General features: G+C 59.8%; 19 protein-coding genes and 3 pseudogenes. 11 read left to right on the top strand and 11 right to left on the bottom strand.

The window, feature by feature from the left end; translation table 11 throughout:
• The first annotated feature begins 112 nt into the window (after window positions 1–112).
• The 4 genes and pseudogenes from MAA8898_RS02310 to MAA8898_RS02295 all read left to right on the top strand — a co-directional run.
• Window positions 113–1204, top strand: a complete 1092-nt coding sequence (locus MAA8898_RS02310) for an IS630 family transposase (protein ID WP_094019336.1) — start codon at window positions 113–115, stop codon at window positions 1202–1204.
• Window positions 1205–1353: 149 nt separating this feature from the next.
• Complete coding sequence (locus tag MAA8898_RS02305) at window positions 1354–1806, top strand: (2Fe-2S)-binding protein (protein WP_094019335.1); 453 nt, start codon at window positions 1354–1356, stop codon at window positions 1804–1806.
• 3 nt (window positions 1807–1809) lie between these two features.
• Window positions 1810–4110 (top strand): xanthine dehydrogenase family protein molybdopterin-binding subunit, encoded by a 2301-nt coding sequence (locus tag MAA8898_RS02300; protein WP_094019334.1) that lies wholly within the window; start codon window positions 1810–1812, stop codon window positions 4108–4110.
• Window positions 4111–4426: 316 nt separating this feature from the next.
• A pseudogene (locus MAA8898_RS02295) lies at window positions 4427–4735 on the top strand (transposase); the annotation flags it as partial.
• Between the two features lie 318 nt (window positions 4736–5053).
• Here MAA8898_RS02295 and MAA8898_RS26545 read toward each other — a convergent pair.
• The 3 genes and pseudogenes from MAA8898_RS26545 to MAA8898_RS27245 all read right to left on the bottom strand — a co-directional run.
• Window positions 5054–5458: pseudogene (locus MAA8898_RS26545) on the bottom strand (integrase core domain-containing protein); the annotation flags it as partial.
• A gap of 75 nt (window positions 5459–5533) precedes the next feature.
• A pseudogene (locus tag MAA8898_RS26535) lies at window positions 5534–5710 on the bottom strand (hypothetical protein); the annotation flags it as partial.
• A gap of 37 nt (window positions 5711–5747) precedes the next feature.
• Window positions 5748–6179 carry an HGGxSTG domain-containing protein gene (locus tag MAA8898_RS27245; RefSeq protein ID WP_370738609.1) on the bottom strand — a complete coding sequence of 144 codons (432 nt, stop codon included), beginning with the start codon at window positions 6177–6179 and terminating at the stop codon, window positions 5748–5750.
• 484 nt (window positions 6180–6663) lie between these two features.
• Between MAA8898_RS27245 and MAA8898_RS02285 the strand changes: the two genes are divergently transcribed.
• From MAA8898_RS02285 to MAA8898_RS02275, 3 genes are all read left to right on the top strand, one after another.
• Window positions 6664–6906 (top strand): WGR domain-containing protein, encoded by a 243-nt coding sequence (locus MAA8898_RS02285; protein WP_370738608.1) that lies wholly within the window; start codon window positions 6664–6666, stop codon window positions 6904–6906.
• 127 nt (window positions 6907–7033) lie between these two features.
• Window positions 7034–8494, top strand: a complete 1461-nt coding sequence (locus MAA8898_RS02280) for a site-specific integrase (protein ID WP_094019331.1) — start codon at window positions 7034–7036, stop codon at window positions 8492–8494.
• Entirely contained in the window at window positions 8494–9534 is a 1041-nt protein-coding gene (locus tag MAA8898_RS02275; protein ID WP_094019330.1) for a tyrosine-type recombinase/integrase, read from the top strand. Before MAA8898_RS02280 ends, MAA8898_RS02275 begins: the two co-directional genes overlap by 1 nt.
• A 41-nt stretch (window positions 9535–9575) precedes the next feature.
• Here the strand turns inward: MAA8898_RS02275 and MAA8898_RS02270 are convergent, their stop codons facing one another.
• Entirely contained in the window at window positions 9576–10883 is a 1308-nt protein-coding gene (locus MAA8898_RS02270; RefSeq protein ID WP_094019329.1) for a type IV secretory system conjugative DNA transfer family protein, read from the bottom strand.
• A 932-nt stretch (window positions 10884–11815) separates the two neighbouring features.
• Between MAA8898_RS02270 and MAA8898_RS02265 the strand changes: the two genes are divergently transcribed.
• On the top strand, window positions 11816–12847 hold the full coding sequence (locus MAA8898_RS02265; protein WP_094019328.1) for a replication initiator protein A: 1032 nt from the start codon (window positions 11816–11818) through the stop codon (window positions 12845–12847).
• A 34-nt stretch (window positions 12848–12881) separates the two neighbouring features.
• On the opposite strand, the gene MAA8898_RS02260 is transcribed toward MAA8898_RS02265, so the two are convergent.
• The 6 genes from MAA8898_RS02260 to MAA8898_RS02235 all read right to left on the bottom strand — a co-directional run bounded on the left by MAA8898_RS02260 (window position 12882) and on the right by MAA8898_RS02235 (window position 15185).
• Window positions 12882–13193 (bottom strand): chromosome partitioning protein ParB, encoded by a 312-nt coding sequence (locus tag MAA8898_RS02260; RefSeq protein WP_094019327.1) that lies wholly within the window; start codon window positions 13191–13193, stop codon window positions 12882–12884.
• Window positions 13190–13858: a ParA family protein gene (locus tag MAA8898_RS02255; RefSeq protein ID WP_094019326.1), complete on the bottom strand. Its 669-nt coding sequence runs from the start codon at window positions 13856–13858 to the stop codon at window positions 13190–13192. Before MAA8898_RS02255 ends, MAA8898_RS02260 begins: the two co-directional genes overlap by 4 nt.
• Before the next feature lie 132 nt (window positions 13859–13990).
• The gene (locus MAA8898_RS02250) at window positions 13991–14341 is read right to left on the bottom strand and encodes a DUF2958 domain-containing protein (RefSeq protein ID WP_094019325.1); all 351 of its coding nucleotides are present in this window, start codon (window positions 14339–14341) and stop codon (window positions 13991–13993) included.
• A 108-nt stretch (window positions 14342–14449) separates the two neighbouring features.
• Window positions 14450–14743, bottom strand: coding sequence for a hypothetical protein (locus tag MAA8898_RS02245; protein ID WP_094019324.1), 294 nt, complete (start codon window positions 14741–14743; stop codon window positions 14450–14452).
• Window positions 14740–14988: a hypothetical protein gene (locus MAA8898_RS02240; protein WP_094019323.1), complete on the bottom strand. Its 249-nt coding sequence runs from the start codon at window positions 14986–14988 to the stop codon at window positions 14740–14742. The genes MAA8898_RS02245 and MAA8898_RS02240 overlap by 4 nt, the downstream gene beginning before the upstream one ends.
• Window positions 14985–15185 (bottom strand): hypothetical protein, encoded by a 201-nt coding sequence (locus MAA8898_RS02235; RefSeq protein WP_094019322.1) that lies wholly within the window; start codon window positions 15183–15185, stop codon window positions 14985–14987. Before MAA8898_RS02235 ends, MAA8898_RS02240 begins: the two co-directional genes overlap by 4 nt.
• Before the next feature lie 328 nt (window positions 15186–15513).
• Here MAA8898_RS02235 and MAA8898_RS02230 point away from each other — a divergent pair, with 328 nt between their 5' ends.
• The 3 genes from MAA8898_RS02230 to MAA8898_RS02225 all read left to right on the top strand — a co-directional run bounded on the left by MAA8898_RS02230 (window position 15514) and on the right by MAA8898_RS02225 (window position 21371).
• On the top strand, window positions 15514–15795 hold the full coding sequence (locus MAA8898_RS02230; protein WP_141194773.1) for a hypothetical protein: 282 nt from the start codon (window positions 15514–15516) through the stop codon (window positions 15793–15795).
• A 134-nt stretch (window positions 15796–15929) separates the two neighbouring features.
• Entirely contained in the window at window positions 15930–17051 is a 1122-nt protein-coding gene (locus tag MAA8898_RS25670) for a hypothetical protein (RefSeq protein ID WP_141194772.1), read from the top strand.
• 18 nt (window positions 17052–17069) lie between these two features.
• A complete protein-coding gene (locus MAA8898_RS02225; protein ID WP_094019320.1) occupies window positions 17070–21371 on the top strand; it encodes a Calx-beta domain-containing protein in 4302 nt (1433 codons plus the stop codon).
• Here the strand turns inward: MAA8898_RS02225 and MAA8898_RS25665 are convergent.
• Entirely contained in the window at window positions 21353–22201 is an 849-nt protein-coding gene (locus MAA8898_RS25665) for a glycosyltransferase family A protein (protein ID WP_141194771.1), read from the bottom strand. The two genes, MAA8898_RS02225 and MAA8898_RS25665, sit on opposite strands and share 19 nt — an antisense overlap.
• Window positions 22202–22219 lie beyond the last annotated feature (18 nt).

The following is a 22219-nucleotide window of genomic DNA, read 5'->3' as shown; positions in this document are numbered from 1 at the left end:
GGCGGAGTTTGCACCGCGCGCCCGTTCACCGACACATACCTGCACGGTTCCGGCAGTGTTCCCCACCTGACGTAAGATTCCCATCTGTGGTCTGGCATGCCATTGTCGGGTCATGAGACGCGATGACATCTGCCTGTATCTGAGCCCCGCTGACCGTGCACAGCTTGAAGCCCTGGTCACCGACCGTAACACACCGCGAAAGCTGGTTTGGCGGGCCGAAATCGTGCTGGCGACGGCGGACGGCTATGGGACCTTCGAAATCATGCGGCGCGCGAACACGTCGAAGCCGACCGTCTGGCGCTGGCAGGAGCGCTACCTTGACGAAGGGGTGGCCGGGCTCAAGCGCGACAAGACCCGGCCGTCGCGGGTGCCGCCGCTGCCTCGGGAAACGCGGCTCAAGGTGATCGCGAAGACGGTGCAGGAGAGCCCGCCCAACGCCACCCAATGGAGCCGCTCTACCATGGCCGAGGCCATGGGCATCTCGCCGTCGAGCGTGGGCCGCATATGGGCCGAGGCGGGTCTGAAGCCGCACCTGACGAAGGGCTTCAAGGTCTCCAACGATCCGATGTTCGAAGAGAAGGTCACCGATATCGTCGGGCTTTACCTCGACTCTCCAGAGCGGGCGGTGGTGCTCTGCGTCGACGAAAAATCCCAGATCCAGGCCCTTGATCGGACCCAGCCGGGACTGCCGCTCAAGAAGGGCCGCGCGGCCACCATGACCCACGACTACAAGCGCCATGGCACGACCACGCTGTTCGCCGCGCTCGACATGAAATCGGGCATGGTGATAGGCGACTGCATGCCGCGCCACCGGGCGAAGGAGTTCCTGAAGTTCCTCCGCCGCATCGACCGGGCCGTGCCGGGGAAGCGCGAAGTGCACCTGATCCTCGACAACTACGCCACCCACAAGACGCCTGACGTCAAGGCCTGGCTGGAGAAGCACCCGCGCTTCAAGTTGCACTTTACACCCACCAGCGCGTCATGGCTGAACCTGGTCGAACGGTTCTTTGCCGAGATCACCTCGAAGCGCATCCGGCGCGGCAGCTATACCAGCGTCGACGATCTGGAGAGCGCCATCTACGACTACCTGCTGCTGCACAACGCAAAACCGAAACCTTTCGTCTGGACCAAAACGGCTGACGATATCCTAACCCGAGAACGCCGCGCCCTGAACGCACTCGATGAAATCAGAGGAAGAAGGTAACATGCGTCAGACTCGGAACACTAGTCTGATCGCCGAATCGTGGTAACGTACTCGGGGTAGACAAGCTTATTTGGCTTACGAGTTTCCTTAGAACTGAACAAGAAATGCGTTTCTGCGTCGCACATTATCGTGGGCGAAAGGGAGGAAAAATGGCGATAATCACACTTAACGGCGTTGAGAAGGAGTTTGAAGAAGATCCTACGATGCCGCTGCTTTGGGCCTTGCGAGACATAGCCGGACTCAATGGCACGAAATACGGTTGTGGTGTCGGACTTTGCGGCGCTTGCACGGTGCATGTGGATGGGAAGGCGGAGCGTTCTTGTCTGGTCACCCTCGGCGATGTTGACGGCAAGTCTGTAACCACCATCGAAGGGCTCCACCCGTCCGGCGATCACGCAGTACAGGTCGCGTGGCGTGATCTCAATGTGCCACAATGCGGGTTCTGCCAGACAGGTCAGATCATGCAGGCCGCGTCGTTGCTGGCCGAAAACCCGAAACCCTCAGACGACGAAATCCTTGCAAGCATGTCCGGGAATGTGTGCCGCTGCGGGTGCTATCAGCGCATCGTCGATGCCGTTCGTCTCGCAAGCACAGGAATCTGAATCATGTTGAAGTATATCGATTCTGCAGTGCCCGTCATGTTGGAGACCGTACGGATCACCAAGGTCAGTCGCCGCGGTTTCCTCGGCACCACCGGCGCCTTTGCAATTGCTGCCTATGCGGCTCCTGCTCGCGCCTTCGACACCTATGCCACCGGCGCCGGGGATATGCCGCATGGGCTTGTCGACAATCCGCTGGTCTTCGTGTCTATCGACGCGGATGGCACGGTCACGCTCGTCGCACATCGCTCGGAAATGGGCACGGGCAGCCGTACATCGCTGCCGATGGTCATAGCCGACGAGATGGAGGCTGACTGGAGCCGGGTGAAGATCATCCAGGCGCCGGGCGACGAGCCGAAATACGGCAACCAGGACACGGACGGCTCGCGTTCGTTGCGTCACCACATCCAAGCGGCCCGCAAGATAGGAGGATCCGTCCGGACGATGCTCGCGCGCGCGGCGGCGACGGAATGGGGTGTCGAGCCGTCCGCCGTCACCGTTGAGATGCACGAAGTGAAAGGACCGTCAGGCCAGGTTTTGGGCTTCGGCGAACTTGCAGAGGCGGCGATGGCGTTGCCTGTGCCCTCACATGAGGAAATTGCCTACAAGTCTGAGGATCAATTCCGCTACATCGGAAAGGGCGAGGTTCAGATCACCGATTTGCGTGACATCACGACAGGCCAGGCGGTCTATGGTGCGGACGTCGTTCTGGACGGCATGAAGTTTGCGGTCATCGCTCGGCCGCCTGTCGTGGGCGGCAGAGCTACTTCATATGATGCAACCGAAGCGCTGGCTGTGCCGGGCGTGGTTAGCGTCCATGAGATACCGTATGGTGGCCTTGCGATGAAGTTCGCACCTCTGGGCGGGATCGCCGTCGTCGCGACGAATACCTGGGCGGCAATCCGGGGGCGGGAGAGGCTCAAGATCGAGTGGGAAGCTGGCCCGCACGGCGACTACACGTCCGAGAGATACATGGCCGAGATGGTTGCCACTTCGGCGCAGCCAGGCTCGGTTTCACGAGATCAGGGCAATGTAGATGATGCCTTTGCGAACGCCGCGAAGACCTTTGCCCAGACTTACACCCAGGCCCACATGGCGCACATTCCGATGGAGCCGCCTGCGGCGATCGCAAACTACACCGGCGCGGGCCTCGAGATCTGGGCGCCGGTCCAAAGCCCCTACACCACGCGCACCGACACGGCGGAGGCACTCGGGCTCGACCCCGCCAAAGTCACTGTGAATGTCACACTGCTGGGTGGCGGGTTTGGTCGGAAGTCGAAGGCGGATTATGTGACCGAGGCAGCGCTTCTATCGCGGGAAGTGGGCGCTCCTGTTCGGGTGCAATGGACGCGGGAAGACGATGTCCGTCATTCCTTCTATCACACGACCTCGGCCGAGCGGATCGAAGTCGCGATGGACGAGTCTGGCAAGGTGACGGGCTGGTTGCATCGATCCGTGGCACCTTCGATCCTGTCGACCTTCGCGCCGGACGAGGGTAACGTCCTGCCGCTGGAGCAGTGCATGGGTATGACAGATGTTCCATTCGACATCCCGAACATCCGTTGCGAAAGCGGGAAGGCTCTCGCCCATACCAGGATCGGCTGGTTCCGCGCGGTCTCCAACATTCCCCATGCTTGGGCCATCGGATCCTTTGTTGGCGAGTTGGCCAACGAGCTTGGCAAGAACCAGAAGGAGATGTGGCTTGAGTTGATCGGAGCGCCGCGCAGCCTTGATCCGGTAGCGTCAGCTTTCCCCGACAGTTTTTGGAACTATGGCGAACCGCTTGATGAGTTCCCCATCGAGACAGGACGTCTCGCCAATGTTCTGACACTGGCGGCCGATGGAATAGGCTACGGAAAAGAGCTGCCCGAGGGGGAAGGCATCGGACTCGCTGTTCACCGGAGCTTCGTATCGTACGTGGCCTGCGCCGCGCATGTGAAGGTATCGAACGGCCGCATCACGGTGCCCGAAATGCATATGGCGATCGATTGCGGGTTCGCGGCCAACCCGGAGCGTATCGAAAGCCAGATGCAAGGCGCTGCAGTCATGGGCATGACGGTCGCCCTGCATTCGGGTGTCACGTTCGAAAACGGCGCGGTCGTTCAGTCGAACTTCTACGACTACGACACGGTGCGGTCGGACAATTTCCCCGTCGTCGTGACACACATCGTGCCGCATCCCTTCGAAGTCCACGCGACCGGCGTAGGAGAACCAGGCGTTCCGCCGGTAGCTCCGGCTATCGCCAACGGCCTTTTTGCGGCGACCGGTGACCGGCGTCGCGCGCTTCCTCTCGGAACCGAAGCTTGAGGGTTCTGGGTCCTGCGTGATCGGCTGATCGCGCAGGACCTTCGCGAACGTCAAAGAAAGACGAATGGATAGGACCCAAAATGATGCGCTTGCAGTAAAGATTGGGATCGCACCGCGTTTTGTCTCTTCTCGGGTCCCGATGAAGGTCAGGTGTCGACGTTTCGGTCCAGGAGCCGGGTGGCAGTGACCTGCCACAGGATTCTTCCTCCACCTGCGATTAGAGTCCGGTCCAACTTCATCTGATCCCCGAAAACTGGACCGTTTGAAGCTGGAGTTTTTCGCTACGCTTTCCTGGCTGGGAGAGGAGCGGAATCGCATGAAGGCGAGCGAGTTTTCAGGCGCGCGGAAGGCGTTCATCCTGAAGCAGGGCGAGGAAGCAACGCCGGTCGCGGAGATCTGCCGCAAGGCGGGGATCGGCCAGGCGACCTACTTCAGCTGGAAGTAGAAGTATGCGGGCCTGCTGCCCGACGAGATGCGGCGGCTGAAACAGCTCGAGGACCAGAATACGCGGCTGAAGAAGCTCGGCGGACCTCACCCTCGATCGCGAGATGCTGCAGGATGTGATCCGCCGAAAGCACTAAAGCCTGGTAAGATGCGCGAGTTCGTCCGCGGGATGTGCAGCGATTGTGGGCCGTTTTGCTGCCAGCCAAGCGGTAGGTTCATCGGCAGTTTCGTCCCGCACTGCCGACCCTTGGATGAGCGTAATGCTGCGGCTTGCATGAATGACCGGTTCGGTGACGCTGCGATGCGGCGCTGAGCCGATCGACGAAAGGCAGCAAAGGGCCGGTCGCGACCGGCGCGCCCATGCTGCAACTGCGAAGCCTTCCACGGCCAACGCGGTCACTCTGGGCTCTTAGTAGTCATCTGACAGTTTGCGTCAGGTATGGTGGAGCCGTGCCTGACACCCTGCCTCCATCGGGAATCTTGTGTCAGGTGGTGAACACTAGCTGTCACATCCCGCGTGATTGTAGACGCGCTTCCTGAACAGCTCTGGCCTCTGTCGTTTCCATTCCTTGAGCGCCCTGATGGGCGTTTGGCCCTTCAGAGCTGATTGCGGCAACTGGCTGTTATAGAGGTGGACGTAGCGCAGGATGGTCTGCTCCAAGTCCTCGCCGCTCTGGAAGCGGTGGCTCTGGAGGACGTCCTCGATCCGGCCGTTGAAGCGTTCGACCATGCCGTTCGTCTGTGGGTGCATCGGCGGGGTCAGGCGGTGCTCGATGCCCAGCTCGGCGCAGAGGAAGGCAGCGCCCAGCTCGGCGATCAGCTCCTCCATGGCATAGGCCTCGTCGCCAAGCCGCCCAGCAGACCCCAGCCGTTGAGGACTATTCCACCGGTTCACTGACCCATTTTGCTCCGGGATTGACACAAGGCCATATTCTTCTAGGACGACGATCGCGCGGTGCACGGTTTTGGTGCTGACGCTCAGGGGCTCGGCGATGGCTTTTTGTGACGGCCAAGGCATCGCCTCGGGTTGCCACCAGTGATCGATCAAGTGGACCAAAACGGCGATCTCGTTCGGGCCGATCGAGCTTGGCCGCGAAGAATGGTGCTTGGACCGGGCCGGATACACAAAGTTCACGACACTCCCAGACGCCGGCATAGGCGATAGCACGGTTGCCGTCCATGTTCACGCCAAATCACCTCCCCTGCCACCTTCGCCGTTGCGCTGCTGAAATGCGACCTATGCCTGCAGATGTTTTCGGTCCTGTGCTCTTGCCCCCATGAATTGGACAGCGTGTCCTTCCTGGGACAGAAAGTGTTCGACACTGACCGCCCTCTCTTGTCCGCGCGCCACAGACTGTTTGCCGAGGTTTTTCGGCATCCTCTTCCGCAGCCTCTGCTGCCCAAAAGACATCCAGATCGCAAATCCTGCGCAAGCGGTTCGGAATGCCATGACTGACGACGAATGCTTCCTTGCGTGTTTCCCAGTAACTTATGGCGTGGCGCCCACATCCCAGATGAGCCGCAAGTTCGTCCTGAGAAAGACCAAGTGACTTACGCGACTTGCGGAAATGCCAACTCGTTGTGTACGGACCTTTCAACCATGGTGCTCGGAATTTGATCTTCATAGGAACGACTCCGGTTTTGCGACACATGATAAGACCCTCCCGATCTTTCGAGACAAATATGTCAGCATAGCTGCCTTTTTTCAAAGCGGACAATAGCCGGCCCCCGTACCTTCCCCCCGCACTGCAGAGAAAGGACCTACAAGTTCGTATCCACGCGCTGCCCGTTTCGTGGGCCAGCCGCTTCCCCTCTGGCTTTTCACCAGACCCAGATGGTCATCCTGGTCCCCGATCCACCTGAACTGTTCTTGCGTCCAGGTGGCCGGTGGGCGTCGAAGCGCGTTTCTTTGCGGACCTAGTAGGTACCCGATCCGGCAAGGGCTGGGGTCATCCCCGAACTTCCTCGATTTGTGGCCGGGACGAGGGACCGTGGCGACCGTTTTTGTGGCGAACAGTCGGGCGAAACCAGCGCCTGGAGACAAGGAGCAGCATGGCTTGCCCTCAAAGCTCTTGGCGTGGCAGGCCCATGCCACACCTCTGATACGCTGTGCGGCGAAACTTCTTTCGCGGACTGGGATATGGCCCGCTTGCGTCCACCGCGTCGTGGCACACCCGCTGCGATCCAGCGCAAAATATGCAGCGCTTCTACCGCCTGTCCGTGCAGCCCGGTCTGTTCGGGGGCTTCGCCTTGGTGCGCGAATGGGACCGCATCGGCAGCGGCGGTCAGATGAATACCGACTGGTTCGATAGTGAAGCCGACGCCAAGGACGCCCGCTTCAGCACATGCTGAAAGCCCGGCGCGGGTGCGAGTAGGTCGGGGCGCGCGGGTTGCCGAGGCGCTGGATCGAACGCCGGTTCAGGTTCCGGCCGATGCTCAGTGGCTGCAGCCCCGGCTTGCGCGCATTGCGCCGGCCGCCTTGGGGATCACCGAAAAGACATGGCAGAACACCGTCAGCAACGCACGCAGTGCCATGGTTGCCTGTGGGATCGTCACGAAGCGTCATCGCCAGGTCTCCGATCTCTCGCCGGCCTGGCAGAATCTCTGGGAGATTGTGCGCGCCTCAAAGGACAAGAGCCTGTTGAGCGTCCTGCCCCGGTTCATCTTCTTTCTCGACCGGATCGGTGTCGCACCTGGGCATGTCCGGAGTGACCATGCCCTGCTCTACCTGGAAGCGGTCGAGCAGAATGAGATCTGCAAGGCCCCCCTGACGACCTACATCGAAGCTGTGATGGGATGGAACCGGGCCGTGGACCGGCTCCCGGCGTGGCCGCGCCAGCGCCTGGAGCGGCCATCCCGGGAGCGGCGGGTGATGTTGCGCGAGACAGCCCATTTCCCTGGCTTCATCGCGGATATCGACGGGTATCTCGAAATGCGCATGCGGCCGGACCTGTTGGCGCTTGATGCCACGCTCCGGCCGATCACGGCCTCTTCTGCGGCGACCTATCGGTACATGCTGCTGCGGTTCGCAAGCCATGTGGTGGAGGCCGGGGTACCGGTCGAAGAGCTGATATCATTGGAGGACCTGGTGGCCCCCGCGCGCGTGGAACGTGGTCTGCGGCGCATGCTGGAGCGGACCGGCGGCAAGACCGGCCCCTCGATCAGCGATACTGCCAGGCTGCTCCTGACGATCGCAGCACACCGCGGCCTGCCCGAAACACAGCGGACCGCCCTCGCGCGTTTCAAGGACCGCCTCGCCGTACATGGCACGGGCGGCATGACGACAAAGAACCGGGACCGCCTGCGGGCGTTGAGGGCGACCGGCGTTCTGCGGCGCCTGTTGCGTCTTCCCGAGCAGATGATGGAGCGCCCCCTCGGCGAACATCGCACCAGAGCGCTGCGTGCCCGTGAGGACGCGATCGCCATCGGCATCCTGCTCTATTGCCCGCTGCGGGTCTCGAACCTCTCGACACTGGAGTTCGACCGGCACCTCCACCGCCCGGGCAAGGGGCAGATGTTCATCGTGATCCCGGCCCACGAGGTGAAGAACAACCGCCCGCTTGAGTTCGAACTGCCCCCGCATCTGGTCGCGATGATCGACCGGCATCTTGCCGAGCGAGCACCTCTCCTTTGCGCCCCCGACTGCCGCTATCTCTTTCCGGCGGCACGGACCGCCGGTCCTACTGCGGCAAACTCGCTTGCCGAGCGTATCAAGAAGCGGGTCCGCACCGAGATCGGCATTGATATGAACGCGCATCTCTTCCGGCACCTTGCCGTGATGATCTATCTCGACGCCAACCCGGGCGGCTACGAGGTCGCACGCCAGATGCTGGGGCACTCCTCGGTCAGCCACACGATCAGCGTTTATTCCGGTCTGGAGACGATCAGCGCGACACAGGCCTTTGCCGCCGTCGTGGACACCCTACGGGAGCGCTCGTGATGGGGAAACCGTTGCCGCTGACCCACTGGCCCGTTGCTGACCGCATGGCCTTCGCCGCGCTTTTTGCGGAAGGCGGACTCCTCGATGACCGGGGACCTCTCGCCCATTGGCGGGCGCCCTCCCGTGACACGATGCAACGCCAGTACGGCCTCTGGCTGCACTGGGTGTCGATGGCGGCGCCCGAGGTGCTGCTCCTCGATCCCGTCCAGCGGGCGACCGCCGATCGGTTGCGCGCCTGGCTTGCCAGCATGGACGGGCTCGCACCGGCAACCCTGCTCGGGTACGTCGGAGCCATTCTGCGCCTGTGCCGGTCGATCGCGCCGGACAGGGGCTGGACGGCGCAACAGGCCATCCTGTCTGCCCTGCACCGCGACGCAAAGCGTCGCGGCGCGCCGCGCAAGAACGGCCGCATCCTCTCCAGCGACGTCTTGTTCAAGGCTGGGGCGCGCCTCGTACAGGACAACGCCGGGCCGATCATACACCCCGATCAGGCCGTACGGATCCGTGACGGCGCCATGATCTGCCTGCTGGCGCTCATGCCGATGCGGCGCCGGGCCCTGTCCGAGCTAGTTCTCGGCACATCCCTGCGTGTTGCGGAGGGGCAGATGATGATCTGTCTGGACGGCTCGATGACGAAGAATGGCCAGCCCTGGGAAGCGACGGTCCCGGATGCGGCCTGCGAGATCCTTGCCGACTATTTGTGGAGGGCGCGTCCGGTGCTCGCGGCCCGCAAAGCCGGCGATCAGACCGCCGTCTGGCTTGGGCGCCACGGCGCCCCCTTGGGGCTCAACCAGTTCACACGTGCGATCACCGTTCGAACCGGACAACTACTAGGCACTCCGGTCTCGCCGCACCTCTTCCGCGATGCTGCGGCGACAACACTTGCCCGCGCATCATCCACCTCGGCGCGCCTGATCAAGCCGATCCTCGGGCACTCGACCACGCGGATCGCCGAGGGCCACTACATACGGGCAGATACGATTGCAGCCGGACGCGGACTTGCCAGTGCCCTCGAAGCTCTGAAGCGGCAAAAGGCCTGATCCTCTCCGCGGGTTTATGCGCTTTCCATGTCTGGCCCTGTTCAGAGCGCCAGTTTCAGCTGCGTGGTGGGCGCTCGGAGGGGCTCATAGAGCGGATTAGGATCGAAGCGGCCCGCGAACAGCGCATCGTGGCGGTAGTCGAGCTTGCGCAACCTGCGGCTGGGCTCGCCGCTGGCACGGATCATGACCTCGTCGCGCGTCAGGCCGAACAGGGTTTCGGCGGAGACATCGCCAAAGCCCTGTTCGGCCAGCTGGCGTGCCATGGAGAAGGCGGTGTGCCGCCCCATGGTGATGAGCGAGCAGTTCTCGATGATGGTGTCATGGGCAGTGCCGTAGGCATGGCGCAGCTGGGCGAGGCTCTGCACCAGCAGTGCGGCGCGGATGCCAAAGCCGCGCCCGAGGGTAATGGCGGCGCTGAGCGCCGGTATCGGCCCGAGCTGGGCGGCTTCATCGACCAGGAGAAGGGTGGGATGCGCCGGACGATGAAGGCGGCGCAGCAGGCGCTGGAGCAGCGCCGTGAGCGCGATACGGATCAGCCCGCTATGGGAGCCGAGCCGGTCAGGGGGCAGCACCAGGTAGAGGGTGCAGGGCGTTCCGGCGCTGAGAATGTCCGGATCCATGCTGTTGCTGGCAAAGCTCTTGCGCACCCCCTGCCCTGCCAGCATGCGCAGCTGCTGGTTGACCGTGGCCCTGACGCCGCCGCGCGTCACGTCTGGCAGCTCCAGGTAGCCCCCGATCTTGTCCAGGGTGAAGGGATGGGGATTGCCGTTATCGAGCATCACCGCCAGTTTGTAGTTCGGATCTTCGCCATGGAATTTCTCATAGACCGCGCCGAGGGTACGCTCAGCGGGATCCTTGTCGCGTACTGCCTGCACGATCAGCGCAGCGATGACATCCTGTCCGGATTCATCCCAGAAGCGGTCATTCTGGGATGAATGGCTTTGCGCGGGGCCATAGCCAAACAGGCTGGCCAGGGTGTAGGCGTCATCGACCAGGCCAGGATCATCGGCAGACAGATGGCTGAGGGGATTGAAGGCCCCTTCGCTGCCGCCGACCTGCTCGAAGGGATCGAGGATCAGCACCTCACCCAGCGTGCGGCGATAGCGGGCCGTGGTGTTGGCCAGCTCGCCTTTGACATCCACGACGATCATCGAGCCCGGATAGGTCAGCAGCTGGGGGATGGCGAAGGAGGCGGATTTTCCGGTGCCGGTGGGCGCAACGCAAAGCCAGTGGCCCTCCTTGTTCGGGTCCCGGTAGGGACGCCGCCGCGCGTCTTCTGGCGCGCGGCGGCCAAAGCCGACAGGCTGGGGAGTTTCAAGGGGGTCAGTCCAGCCGAGCAGCAGGGTCATGGGGTTCTCCCAGGCGGAATCCAGACGCGCCCGCACAAATGTTCGGGGCGTTTATCGCGGTGTTGGTGAGGTCGAGCCCGGCCAACATGGCAAGGTGGATTCCCGCTGCAAACCCTATTTTTGTGTCATCTTCCGGGGCGCTTTTTCAGGCTGAAACCGGGCAGATGCGCTTTTTGGTGTCAGCCTGGCAGCTGCCTGTGAACCGCTTGTCAGGGCGATCATTTTTTGCCAGCGGCAGGCCTCCGGCCTGCCGCGTGAAGCACTGCTTTTCTCAGAGAGGGCCTTGAAGCGGCGGGCAGTGACCTTCCTGTCCGCCATTTGGGGCTGCCCGTCAGCGCCCGCCGCGCGGGCATTGTCACCTTTCCAAAGGCTCGATGCCTCATTCGTAAAGCGTCCTGCCCTTTGGGCAGATTAGGGGCGGTGTCTTCGTTCCCTTTCCTTTCGGTGAGCGTGAGCTCGCCCTTACCGTGCGCGAGCGGGTAGCGAGCGCAGGCGTATGGTCATCGCCCGTGGGGCGATGCTTTTTCTCAGCATACTCGTCCGCCGACCAGGCGGACGCTGTTTAGCTGCCCGCAGGGCAGCGTCAAATGGGGCAACTTTTCAGTCGATCCGGCGCAAAAGCCGTGTGTTATATAAGTTAAATAGAGTGTTAGTAAGTTACGCACTGTGGAAAACGCGAATTTGCAAGATAAACCAATCCGCTACGGGTGAGGCCGGTTCCCAAAGGGGCGAAGATGGGTTCCCAGAGGGGCGAAGACCCGGTTCCCAAAGGGGCGAAGATGGGTTCCCAAAGGGGCGAATCTGCGAAGCCGATTTTCGGGTGTGTGTGAAAAGCGACAGGTTCCCAGATCGACGAGTAAAACCCGCACTCACCGGTTCCTAGAACGACGAAACAAGTTCCCAGAACGACGAATGAACGCTAGACTGTGGCCATGGGAAACCTGTTACCAGATCGCCATCCGAATCGAGACTTCTTCATCCTGGACGTGTCTGATGCCGCGCCAAAGGACGACATGGCGTCGATGGAGCACCCGATCTTTTCCCTGTCGGTCAAGCCGGACATGCGCGAGCTGGATTATCGGCATGACGGCAAGCGCATCATGGTTGTGCCAAGCGGCAAGGGCCTGGCGACGATCATGGACAAGGATATCCTGCTCTACTGCATCAGCAAGCTGGTGCATCAGCTGAACGCCGGTGATGAAATCAGCCCTTGGGTGGAACTGACGGCACATGAGGTGATGGTTGCCACCAACTGGCGCACCAACCGCGAGAGCTATCAGCGCTTCGAAGATGCGCTTGACCGGCTGCGCGGCACGACCATCAAGACGGATATTCCCACGGGGGAACATCGCCAGACGCGCGGGTTCGGTCTGATCGACGCGTATGAGATCACGCGGCGCGACGAAGACGGCGAGGAAAGCGCGTTTGGCCGCATGACGCGGGTTCGGGTCAAGATCTCGGACTGGACCTTTCGCGCGGTGCAGGGCATGGAAGTGCTGACCATCAATCCGCATTATTTCCGCCTGCGCAGGCCGCTGGAGCGGCGCATCTACGAGCTGGCACGCAAGCATGTCGGTGATCAGGGAAGGCCGTTCCGCATCGGCCTGGACAAGTTGCAAAAGAAGGTCGGCAGCAACTCCCCTGAGAAAAAGTTCAAGTTCTTTCTCAAGCAGATCGCGCAGGACGGGCATATCCCCGACTATGATATTGAGATCGATGGCGCGAATGTGGTGTTCAACGCCAAGCGCGCAGGCTTTTCGCGCGGACAGATCGAGATGGCCCTCGGGATACCGGCCACCCCCTCCCCTGCCCTCATCGACAAAGCCCGCCGCGCTGCGCCAGGTTTTGATGTCTACATGCTCTATGAAGAGTGGCGCGGCTTTGCGAGCGCCCAGAAAGAGCCACCGCGCAACTTCGACGCGGCGTTTCTCGGCTTCTGCAAGAAGCGCGCAAAGCAAGAATGAGTATCCGGTATTTTTAATTACCGGATAATAAAAATCAGCCTTCGGTTTCGAGCCCGCGATCGGTGCAGTACAGCGCCCAGGCTTCCTCGATCAGGACACCTTGCTGAACGCCGCGCCGCTTGGCTTCGCTGGCAATCTCCTCGGAGACATGCGGCAGCACCTTGGCATGAACCTGGCCGGTGCGCGGACTGGCGGGACGGCCTCGTTTTTTCTTCGGGCTGCGATCGACAAAGCCGAGCGCTTCCCCTGCCCGGTCGATCTTTTCAACCACCTCGGGCGTGCGATCCTTGTTGCGGCTTTTCAGGCCGCCGAGATCAACGCTGAATGCGGGCTTGCCCTCACTCATGCTGCGGCCTCCTTGGCGCTAAGGCGCTCATAAACGGCCTGCGCGAAGGCACCGGCATTCTCCAGCGCCCCGTCCATGCGTCCTTGCGCGGGCATCGAGCGCAGATCTCCGCCAAACTCGAACAGAGCCGAGAAGGCTGAGCGCTCCATGAGCGGCGGGGTGATGACATCGACCCCCTGCTCTTTCAGGCTGCTTTCGATTCCGGAATGTTGCTTGGAGCGAATGGCGCGGGTCATCGTAAAGACCACGGCGTGACGAATGTTCCTGCCGAGCTGCTCTTCTTCCTCGGCGATCAGCGCCAGTGCCCGCACCCCGATCGTGGCATCGAGCGTTGTGGCGCGCATGGGCGTGATGACTAGATCAGCCTGCGAAATGGCCCGCGAGACCAAACGCGAGGCGACCCCTTCCAGATCGACGATCACCACGCTGCCGTCTTGGTCGTGGGTGCGGATCTTCTTGATGATCTCGCTTTCACCCACATCGGAGAGCACCTGGATGCGCGGCGGTAGTTTGCCGCGTTCAGCCCAGAGGCTCAGCGAGCCGTTCGGGTCACAGTCCAGGAAGGTGACATTGGCACCGGCATGGGCAAGTTCGGTTCCCAGCAGCACGGCAGTGGTGGATTTTCCGGCACCGCCCTTGGGCGACGCGATGACGATGACTGGCATGGGTTCTGCTCGTTTGGTTGTTTTATCTGGTGAGCAGTTTAACCGGCTTTCTCAAAAAATCCAATAATCTGACTTACCCGGTGGACAGTTTTATCGGATAATAAAACATACCGGATAATTTTTATTATCCGGTTAGACGACGATCCGCTTGGCCTTGCGCGCTTCGGCGGCATAGACCGACAACGGCGCGATGGCCGTGAAAGCGGGATCATGTTCGATCGGTAGACCCGATGGCCCTTCGATCTCCAACAGTTCTGACAAGGAGACGATGCCGACTTCCGGTGCACCGAAACCGAGGTCGCACAGGCCATAGAACTGCTGCTTGTCGGGGTCGGATTCACTGAGCAGCCAGGCGGCGTCGGCATCCGGTGTGAACAGCATCACGACCGGATGGTGATCAAGCCGCTTGCCCGCCGATTTGCTTTCACGACAGTTGCGAACCAGTTGATCGCGCGCCGAATTTGGAAAGGGGATGCATTTCATCGCTGCATGATACAACCTCCGCAAACGCCCTGCGAGACTTCGGTTGCAGCCTGTGGAAGATGTTTGTGGACAGTGCATGTGGGGCAGGGCGGGACGCGGCATAACTCCTCAGAACAGGCAGCCCTGGCGATCGCGCTCCTGCTGCGCCTGCCATGCGGGATCGCCCGCAGCATCCTCCAGCCAGGCCGCAACGAATGCCAGCGGATCGAATTCCTCCGGCGGGTTCCGCAGGAAATCGCTGCTATAGCCAGTCTGCGTGAAGGGCAGGGGTGAGGCGCAACGGATTTCCAGATGCGCGGCACGGTAGTTGCCGGCGGCGAACCAAACGGACGTGTAGCGCAGGGCAAGGGGCTGCCCCTGCCAGTGCAGAGACAGCTCGCGGTAAGGCAGGGCGGGGATCATGATCGCACCTGCGCCGCCGCCAAAGCGGGAGCAATGCGGGCGACCTCGAAGCTCAGCGCCACATGATCCCAGTCACTGGTGGAGATCAGCTGCGCCAGAAGATACTGGCACAGTTGATCGGGCAGGGCAGGCGAGCATGCTCCGGAATGATGCTCCAGCCAGTCGCGCAACGATGCTGCGCCGCTGGCAGGGTCGAGCGTCACCTCAAGGGTGACGCTCCATTGCTGCAAGATCGCCGCGCTCATGACGCCGCCTCCTCGCGCGCTCGTACATACAGCACGCCGTCCCAGGTGGCGGGCACAGTATCGAGCTTGAGGCGGGTAATCGCGCCGCTTTCGTCGGACCAGGCGGCACCGATCACGCCGTAGACATGTTTGGTCTGACCGTCCTCGCCGCTATAGGCACGCGCCTTGTAGATAAGATTGTGGGTGGGGTTGCTCATGGTGAGCCTCCTTTTGTCTGGATGTGGACGGCACGCCCTTCGCACCGTCTGCCGCCCCAAAGACGCCGCTGGCGCGGCGCTGTCGGCTGGAGGCACTGCCTCAAAGCCCGGCCTGCGAAAGCAGAGTCCGCAGGGCTTGCCCCTGGACAGCCCGAGCCGCGCAGCGGTGTCAGGAAAGGCAGCAAAAACGGGAGCGAAAGGCAGGGGAAGGACACAGGTGAAGAAAGGCTTTCAGGAACAACCTCATCCGTCACCGTCGACTATTTTCGGGAGATAACTCAGTTAAAGCGAACTTATTCATCCCAGATGCTCACATTTCTCCTCGGAGATGCGCTTTGTTTGTGGCAAGATCGGAGGAGAGGAATTTTCAGGACGAGGCGCGGATGTGCTGATCCATCTTCACAAGCAAGCGACAACGACACCCAAGAAGCGTGCGGCGATCCCGGTGCGCGATGAGATCGGCAAATTGCTCGCCGAGTCCTTCGGGGTGGAGCCGCAAAAGAATTTCCTGGTATCGCATGATGACCTGCATGCCGCGCTGCGCGAGTTCCTAACGCCGCCCGACTATCTCTCGGGATGTGACAGATACCCTACGGCTACTTCCATATGAATATCTCTGACGTCGCAATTGCCAAGGGAAGACGTTCGATCAAAAGATGGTTGCGTGCCCGAGAGGATTCCGCGATCATGGCGCAACCCTACAACCCTTAACCTTGATAGCTTGTCAAAAATAATATAGATGGTATGCCCCTTAAGATTATTCACGTTTTTTTCTTTGTCGCGCTCTCAGCAACGTCGGCAAATGGATCACCTGAAATGAACATCAAATGCATTGAGGGCACTATCAAAAATAGCCACCTTTTTGGCAAGTCTTTGGCCATCGGTGCCGACTGGATTGCGATTGGAGACCCTGGCGCTGGCTTGGTCCATATCTTTGACAAAAGGCCACCGCATCTAGAGATAGAAGTAATTAAATCTCCTGAACTCGGCGAAAAGGGGTTTGGGTTCACACTTTCTGCAGGCGCCAACGCGCTATTTATTGGGGCTTACAGTAAAGATGGTTCTATCGAAAGCGGCGCCGTTTATCGATATGAATTTTATGGACAAATACATGAGATCGCACGTTCCGATACGAAAGATGTCATTGGCTTCTCACTTGCAGCCGAGCAAGAAAGGGTGGTCTTCGGAAGGCGGAGCATTGGTGAGCGCTTTGTGGCAGACGGTACGGTAACAGTTATCGGTCCGACCGGGCGTCATGACTACTTACCAGATGGATACAAAGACTATTTCGGACAATCAGTCGATGTATCGGGCGACGTTCTCGTAAGCGCTGCGCCAGCGATTGGTGTTCTTGGATCTCTCTGGTTGGCCGAGATTAAGGGCGGTGAGACCCAAGGCCGGTTGCTGACTGTTCCCGAAGAGTTTTCAGAGCTCTTGCAGCGCAGAGACGGCCCTGTTGCCCTGTCGGAAAAGGCCTGCGTGCTTTCAGGTGACAGTGGCGTCTTGCCTTCGCAATCCATGGCATGGATCGGCTGCGACCCCGAGCGCACCCAGTTGCTTGATGCGCAGGGTGACGTTGATGCCGCCGAAATGTTTGTGGTTTTTTCTGGCGTGAATGGAAGCTACCCGGATTGGGGACTGGAGCATTCAATTCGTCTCTTCAGGCTCAACGACGCAGAAGACGGCTTTGAATTCGTCGATCTGGCGAACCGGCACATCAAAGCATCACCCGGTCGAAGCGTCGCACTCTCGCCGGACATGCTTTTGATAGGTGCATATGCCGGACAACGAGGATCCAGAGTCTATGTGATGGATCCCAGAGAGATTAACCTGTCGGAAACAGAAATTACACTTTCTTGCAACTAATCCTGGGGAGGGGAGCGAATGTCGATCCAAGGTACGGACAACCGCACACTGATCACCAATTTTTCTGGTGCAGGCTTTAGCTCAATCGTATCAGTCGATTCTGTTCGAACTGATCCAACGGCCACTTTGGGGCAAGCGCCGAATGGCCTTAATGGCTCTGGCATACTTCTCGCACCCAATTTCGTTCTGACGGCTGGGCACAATGTCTTTGTCGCCGGTTCTGACGTTGCCTCTGGCCGCATTACTCCGGGTGCAAGTGTTGGCTCTCTTGGTCCGAGAATTACAACGGAACTCTTTCCCGGTGATATTAACTTCGACGATACAGGTGTCACTTACCCGGATGGCTATGATCAGAGTGCTTCACATGCTCATGATATGGCGCTGATCCAGACGGCCGGAAACATCGCCGGCACCGCCATTGGCATGGTCGTGTTCATGAATCCGAATGACGCCAAAGGCTACAGCATCACAACCGGAGGCTTTCCTGGGAAAATCGTTGACGGTTCAGGAAGCATAAATGCCGGGAATGAAGATACGAATTTCCCCCAGCAACCGGGTGTGAAATTTACAGAAGCGATTTTGGGATACTCTGCGACCGGGACCATTGCATCGGCAAAATCGAATGGACGCTTCTTTTACTCAAACTTAATTGATACCGAGGCTGGACAAAGTGGAAGCGGCGTTTGGACCACTATTGACGATGGGTCTGGCACGCAGGTCGCAGCGGTGGTAGGAGTTCATACCCACGGCGTCCTTACAATAACAGGAGTTCAAATTCCGCTCGGTGCCAACGGCGGCCATCTGATTACCAAGAACGAGTACGATGCGATTATCGCGGCCATGGATGGAAACCTCGGGGCCGGAAACGGGGCGAACCTTCCCTACAACATCATCATCGGGAGCGATCCGGGTTTTTTCTCGTTCCTGACGGGATCCGGCGATGATTTTATCGATGGCTCTTACCGGAGGGAGTTCATTCAAGGCAAGGACGGTAACGACAGCCTTCTGGGTGCCGGAAGCGATGACCGTCTGGACGGCGGCGATGGCGTGGACCAGGCGCTTTTTTCTGGCAAGATCGCGGATTACACCATCACGATCACTGACGGCTCTGACCCGGACAATCCAGAAGTCGAGATTGCCCATACCGGCGGGACGATGGCGAACGGAAAGGACGCGATCAAGAACGTCGAGTTCGCCGTCTTCGAGTTCGAAGATGGCCAAAGCAGGGGGGATAGCGGGTTCGGCGTCGACGATGACGGCAAGCAGCTTTTCGTTCCATTGCTTGCCGATCCCGATGATCCCACAAAGCTGCGCGACGGTGAGCTTCTGAACGTCGGCCAGGACGTGAAGGATGTGAACGATGATCTTATCGGGTCCTTGTCCGTCGAGATCCCGGCATTCATGTTCGACGGCGATGTGGAATACACGCTCATGATCGGTGCCGAAGAGAACATCCTCTATAATTTTGTCTACATCGTCGACTCCTCGGGATCGATGAGCGGAGGCAATATTGCCGAGACGAAAGCGGCCTATGCAGCACTGACACAGTCATTGATCGATCAGGGTGTTGCGGACAGAAGCCAGTTTGCGGTCGTGGATTTTGACAGTTCAGCACGGCTCTTCGCGAATCTCGATGCACAGGGCGCGATCGCTGCCGTGAATGGCCTCGTTGCTGGTGGCGGAACGAATTTCGGACCGGCATTGATTACTGCCGAGAACTGGTTTGAATCTCTACAGAACGTGACCGCAGCCACCAACATCGCCTACTTCTTGTCGGATGGGTTCGGTGGTGGCGCAAGCGATAGCCTCCAAGTCGTGAACGAGGGGCCCGACCAGGCCATCGTTGATGTCCGCGCGTTCGGTATCGGAAGCGGGGCCGACCTGAACAGCCTCAACACCATCGACAGCGGAAATGCGGTTCTTCTTGTCAATCCGTCCGATTTGACGGACGCCTTCTCTGTTTCGGGGTTCGACAAATCCAAAATCGATCGCATTGACGTCAAGCTGGATGGCAACGTCGTCGATACGATCGCCCCTAACCAACTGGTGGACAGTCCGCTGGGGCTTACGTTCGAGGGCACACTGCAAGGGCTTGAAGTTTCGATAGACGCTGAGAATATCGTCACGTTTGATCTGGTCTTTAACGATGGCACGCCCACAGCGACAATCAAGACCAAGATTACGACGGGCCAGACCGAATTGCGTCAAGCGACAAATGACGGGACCGTGGACACGGTCGCGCTGGCTGTGAACCAGGACGATTACATCCTGATCGGCCAAAAGGAGTCGGTTTTCGCCAACGGTCTCGACAATACGATTACGATCAATTCCGGAAGTCATTCGATTGAAGGTAAAGCCGGAGATGACACGTTCATAGTGAATGGCGGCCAAACCGTGATCGACGGTGGAGACGGTATCGATACCGCGATCTTTGCGGTCGATCAGACCACAGCGGGTGGCGTGTCGAAGGTTGGAAATGTGGTCGTGGTTGGAAACGGTCATACATTCTTGAATGTGGAATACATCCAATTCTCGGATACGCGCATCGAGACGGCCAGCCTCTCCGAAGTTCCTGTAGCAACGATCGATCAGAACTCTGTAACGATCTCAGAGTCGTCTGCCGGGACGCTCAAGGCGGAATTCACAGTTTCGCTGTCCACCGCCGCCGCCGGTCCGGTCGGGATGACTTTCGCTACTCGGGATGGCTCGGCGACAAGTGGCGCTGATTACACACCCGTGTCAGCGGGCAGCGTGATATTCGCTGCCGGCGAAACACAAAAGACCATTTCTTTCGACATTCTGGATGATGGTACAATCGAAGGGTTCGAAGGCTTCTTTGTCGACCTCTCAATCGATGCAGGCGTGACCTTCGCGGACAATTCCACGACGCAAACCGTCGCCGTTGGAATCGAAGATGATGACAGTGCAGTTTCGTTGGCACTGGTTGCCGATGACACCAGGATCACGGAGGGAAATTCTGGCGGCACGAATTCGGTGACGCTCACGCTCGACAGGTCAGGTGATCTAAGCTCGGAAGAAGTCATCAGCTGGTCAGTGGCAGCGACCGGAACGTCCAGTGTCGATGCGGCTGACTTCGTCGGCGGCCTTCCGTCTGGCCAAGTGACCTTTGCCTTGGGCGAAAGCACGGCTTCCATCACGCTTGATATCGCCGCCGACACAATTTTTGAAGGTGACGAAACGTTCAGTATTTCTTTTGCCAGTGTGTCCGGAAGCGCGACCCTGAACCTTCCGACCACCACCTTTACGATTGTTGATGACGAACAAACGCCATCAGGCCCGATTGAGGGAACGGCGAATGCGGATGTGCTTGTCGGTACATCCTTTGATGATATGATCGACGCGCTGGAAGGCAATGATACAGTCTCCGGCGGCCCAGGTGCCGACACGATCACGCTTGGTGCGGGGCGCGATACTCTGCGTGACACGCTTAACAACTTCTTCGGGGACAGGGTTCGGGATTTCGGCCTCAATGACCGGATGTTCTTTGAAGGAGTTCAACTGACGCGCGACGCCATCAACGTTAGGCTTGGCTCAGCGATCCTGGATATCGACGGGGATGGTGACGGGAATTCGGACGGATCCTTCACGCTCGAAGGGGACTTCACAGGCGGCGACTTCATGGCTGCCCGCCTTGAAACCGGCACGCAGGTGACGTTCGAAAACTTCCTCGCCTCGCTGCGCAACAAGCAAGCGGTCAGCAGCAGCGACATCAATGGCATCGTGAACGCTGAGTTCCTGAACGGTCACAATGTCACCGACATGTCGGTGACATTCGAAGCCAACGCGCGTGCCGGCTTCGACAACACGGTGGGCTACTATGAGATCGACCCAACCGGACAGTTGGTCAATGTCACGATCCTGGCGGCCAATGCCAAGACCGTCTCAGGACCGATCGGTATCACGGTCAGCGATCCTGACAACGATATCGGTTTCTTCCTGGTGCAGGATGGGGCTGATCGCATCGATCCGGCTGAATTCACCGCAGATGATTTCGAGTTCGTGAGCGATGGGGCAGGGGGCTTCGATCTGGCGAGCCAGGGCGCGGTCCTTGACGGCCTCAACGTCTTTTTCTCGCACGACGCTTCCTTGAACCCGGATGGCATGCAGCATGTGCTGTCCGGCGTTTCGAACGACGGAGAGGGTGCGCTGCGCATCGGGTTCGAGGACCTGCTGCGCAGCCCGTCGCAGGGCAACAGTGCTCTGCCGGGGCACGTGCTGGAGTATCTGAACACGATTGGCAGCAAGAATGGCAGCGACGACGACTTCGATGATGTCGTCCTCTATGTGGACATCCTTTGACGCCAGACGCCATAGGTGTCCTGAAAATACGAGATGGCTCTCACGTTGGAGCCATCTCGATCGGCTCCGTCGAACACGCACTCCCGCAGCGCATGCACGCCGTCGTTGGACGCGCGCTTGCAGATTTCCTGGCGCGCTGGCAGCCAGATCGGGATGCCACGGCGCGCCAGATGGCCGGACAGCCAGATATCATCAACCATCCAGATGTCATCGGGGATATCAAAGAAGGCCTCGTCCACGAAGTGCGGGAGCATGAGGGCTCCGGCGTAGCCTTGCAGCAAATCGATATATCCCGAACGGGCAACAAGCCGGCGCGCCGGCTTTTCGCCTTGGGTGCGCAGTCTCTGTTCGCGCCATTGCTGAAGCAAACGCTGATAGCGATAGCAGGGATCGAAATATTGCTTTCCGACCTTCGCCCGGTGTTTGCTGCGTAGGGCGACGGTTCCCGGCAAGACATCGGACAAATGGCGGCCGATCACCGCGACACACTCTTCAGGGCGTGCCGCATGCGTTTTCAGCAGGCCGCTGGCCCAGTTTCGCGGATAGATACGGTCGTCGTCGCAAAACAGGATCGGAACGTTCCTCCCGGAAAGATCTCGGGCAGCATGCAGAACCTTGGATGCCGGCCCCAGATCATCAGCCACGGTGATGACGTTCACCCCTTGAGGGACAGCAGGAAGCGGGCCTGACCAGTCGGGAAAACGACGATAGGTCTTCGGGATGTAAAGGCGGATTTCCGCAATGGGCACGGTCTGGGCAAGCAGACTTTCAAGGACGGGAGCGAGCCCCTGAAAACGAGGGGGAACAGATGTCAGGGAAACAATTGCCATCCGCTATCACGGTACTCA

The organism is Antarctobacter aquimaris, assembly GCF_900184945.1.
GTDB classification, from domain to species: domain Bacteria; phylum Pseudomonadota; class Alphaproteobacteria; order Rhodobacterales; family Rhodobacteraceae; genus Maliponia; species Maliponia aquimaris.
Note: the sequence above shows the minus strand (reverse complement) of the source record. Positions and strands in the feature narration are given on the sequence as shown.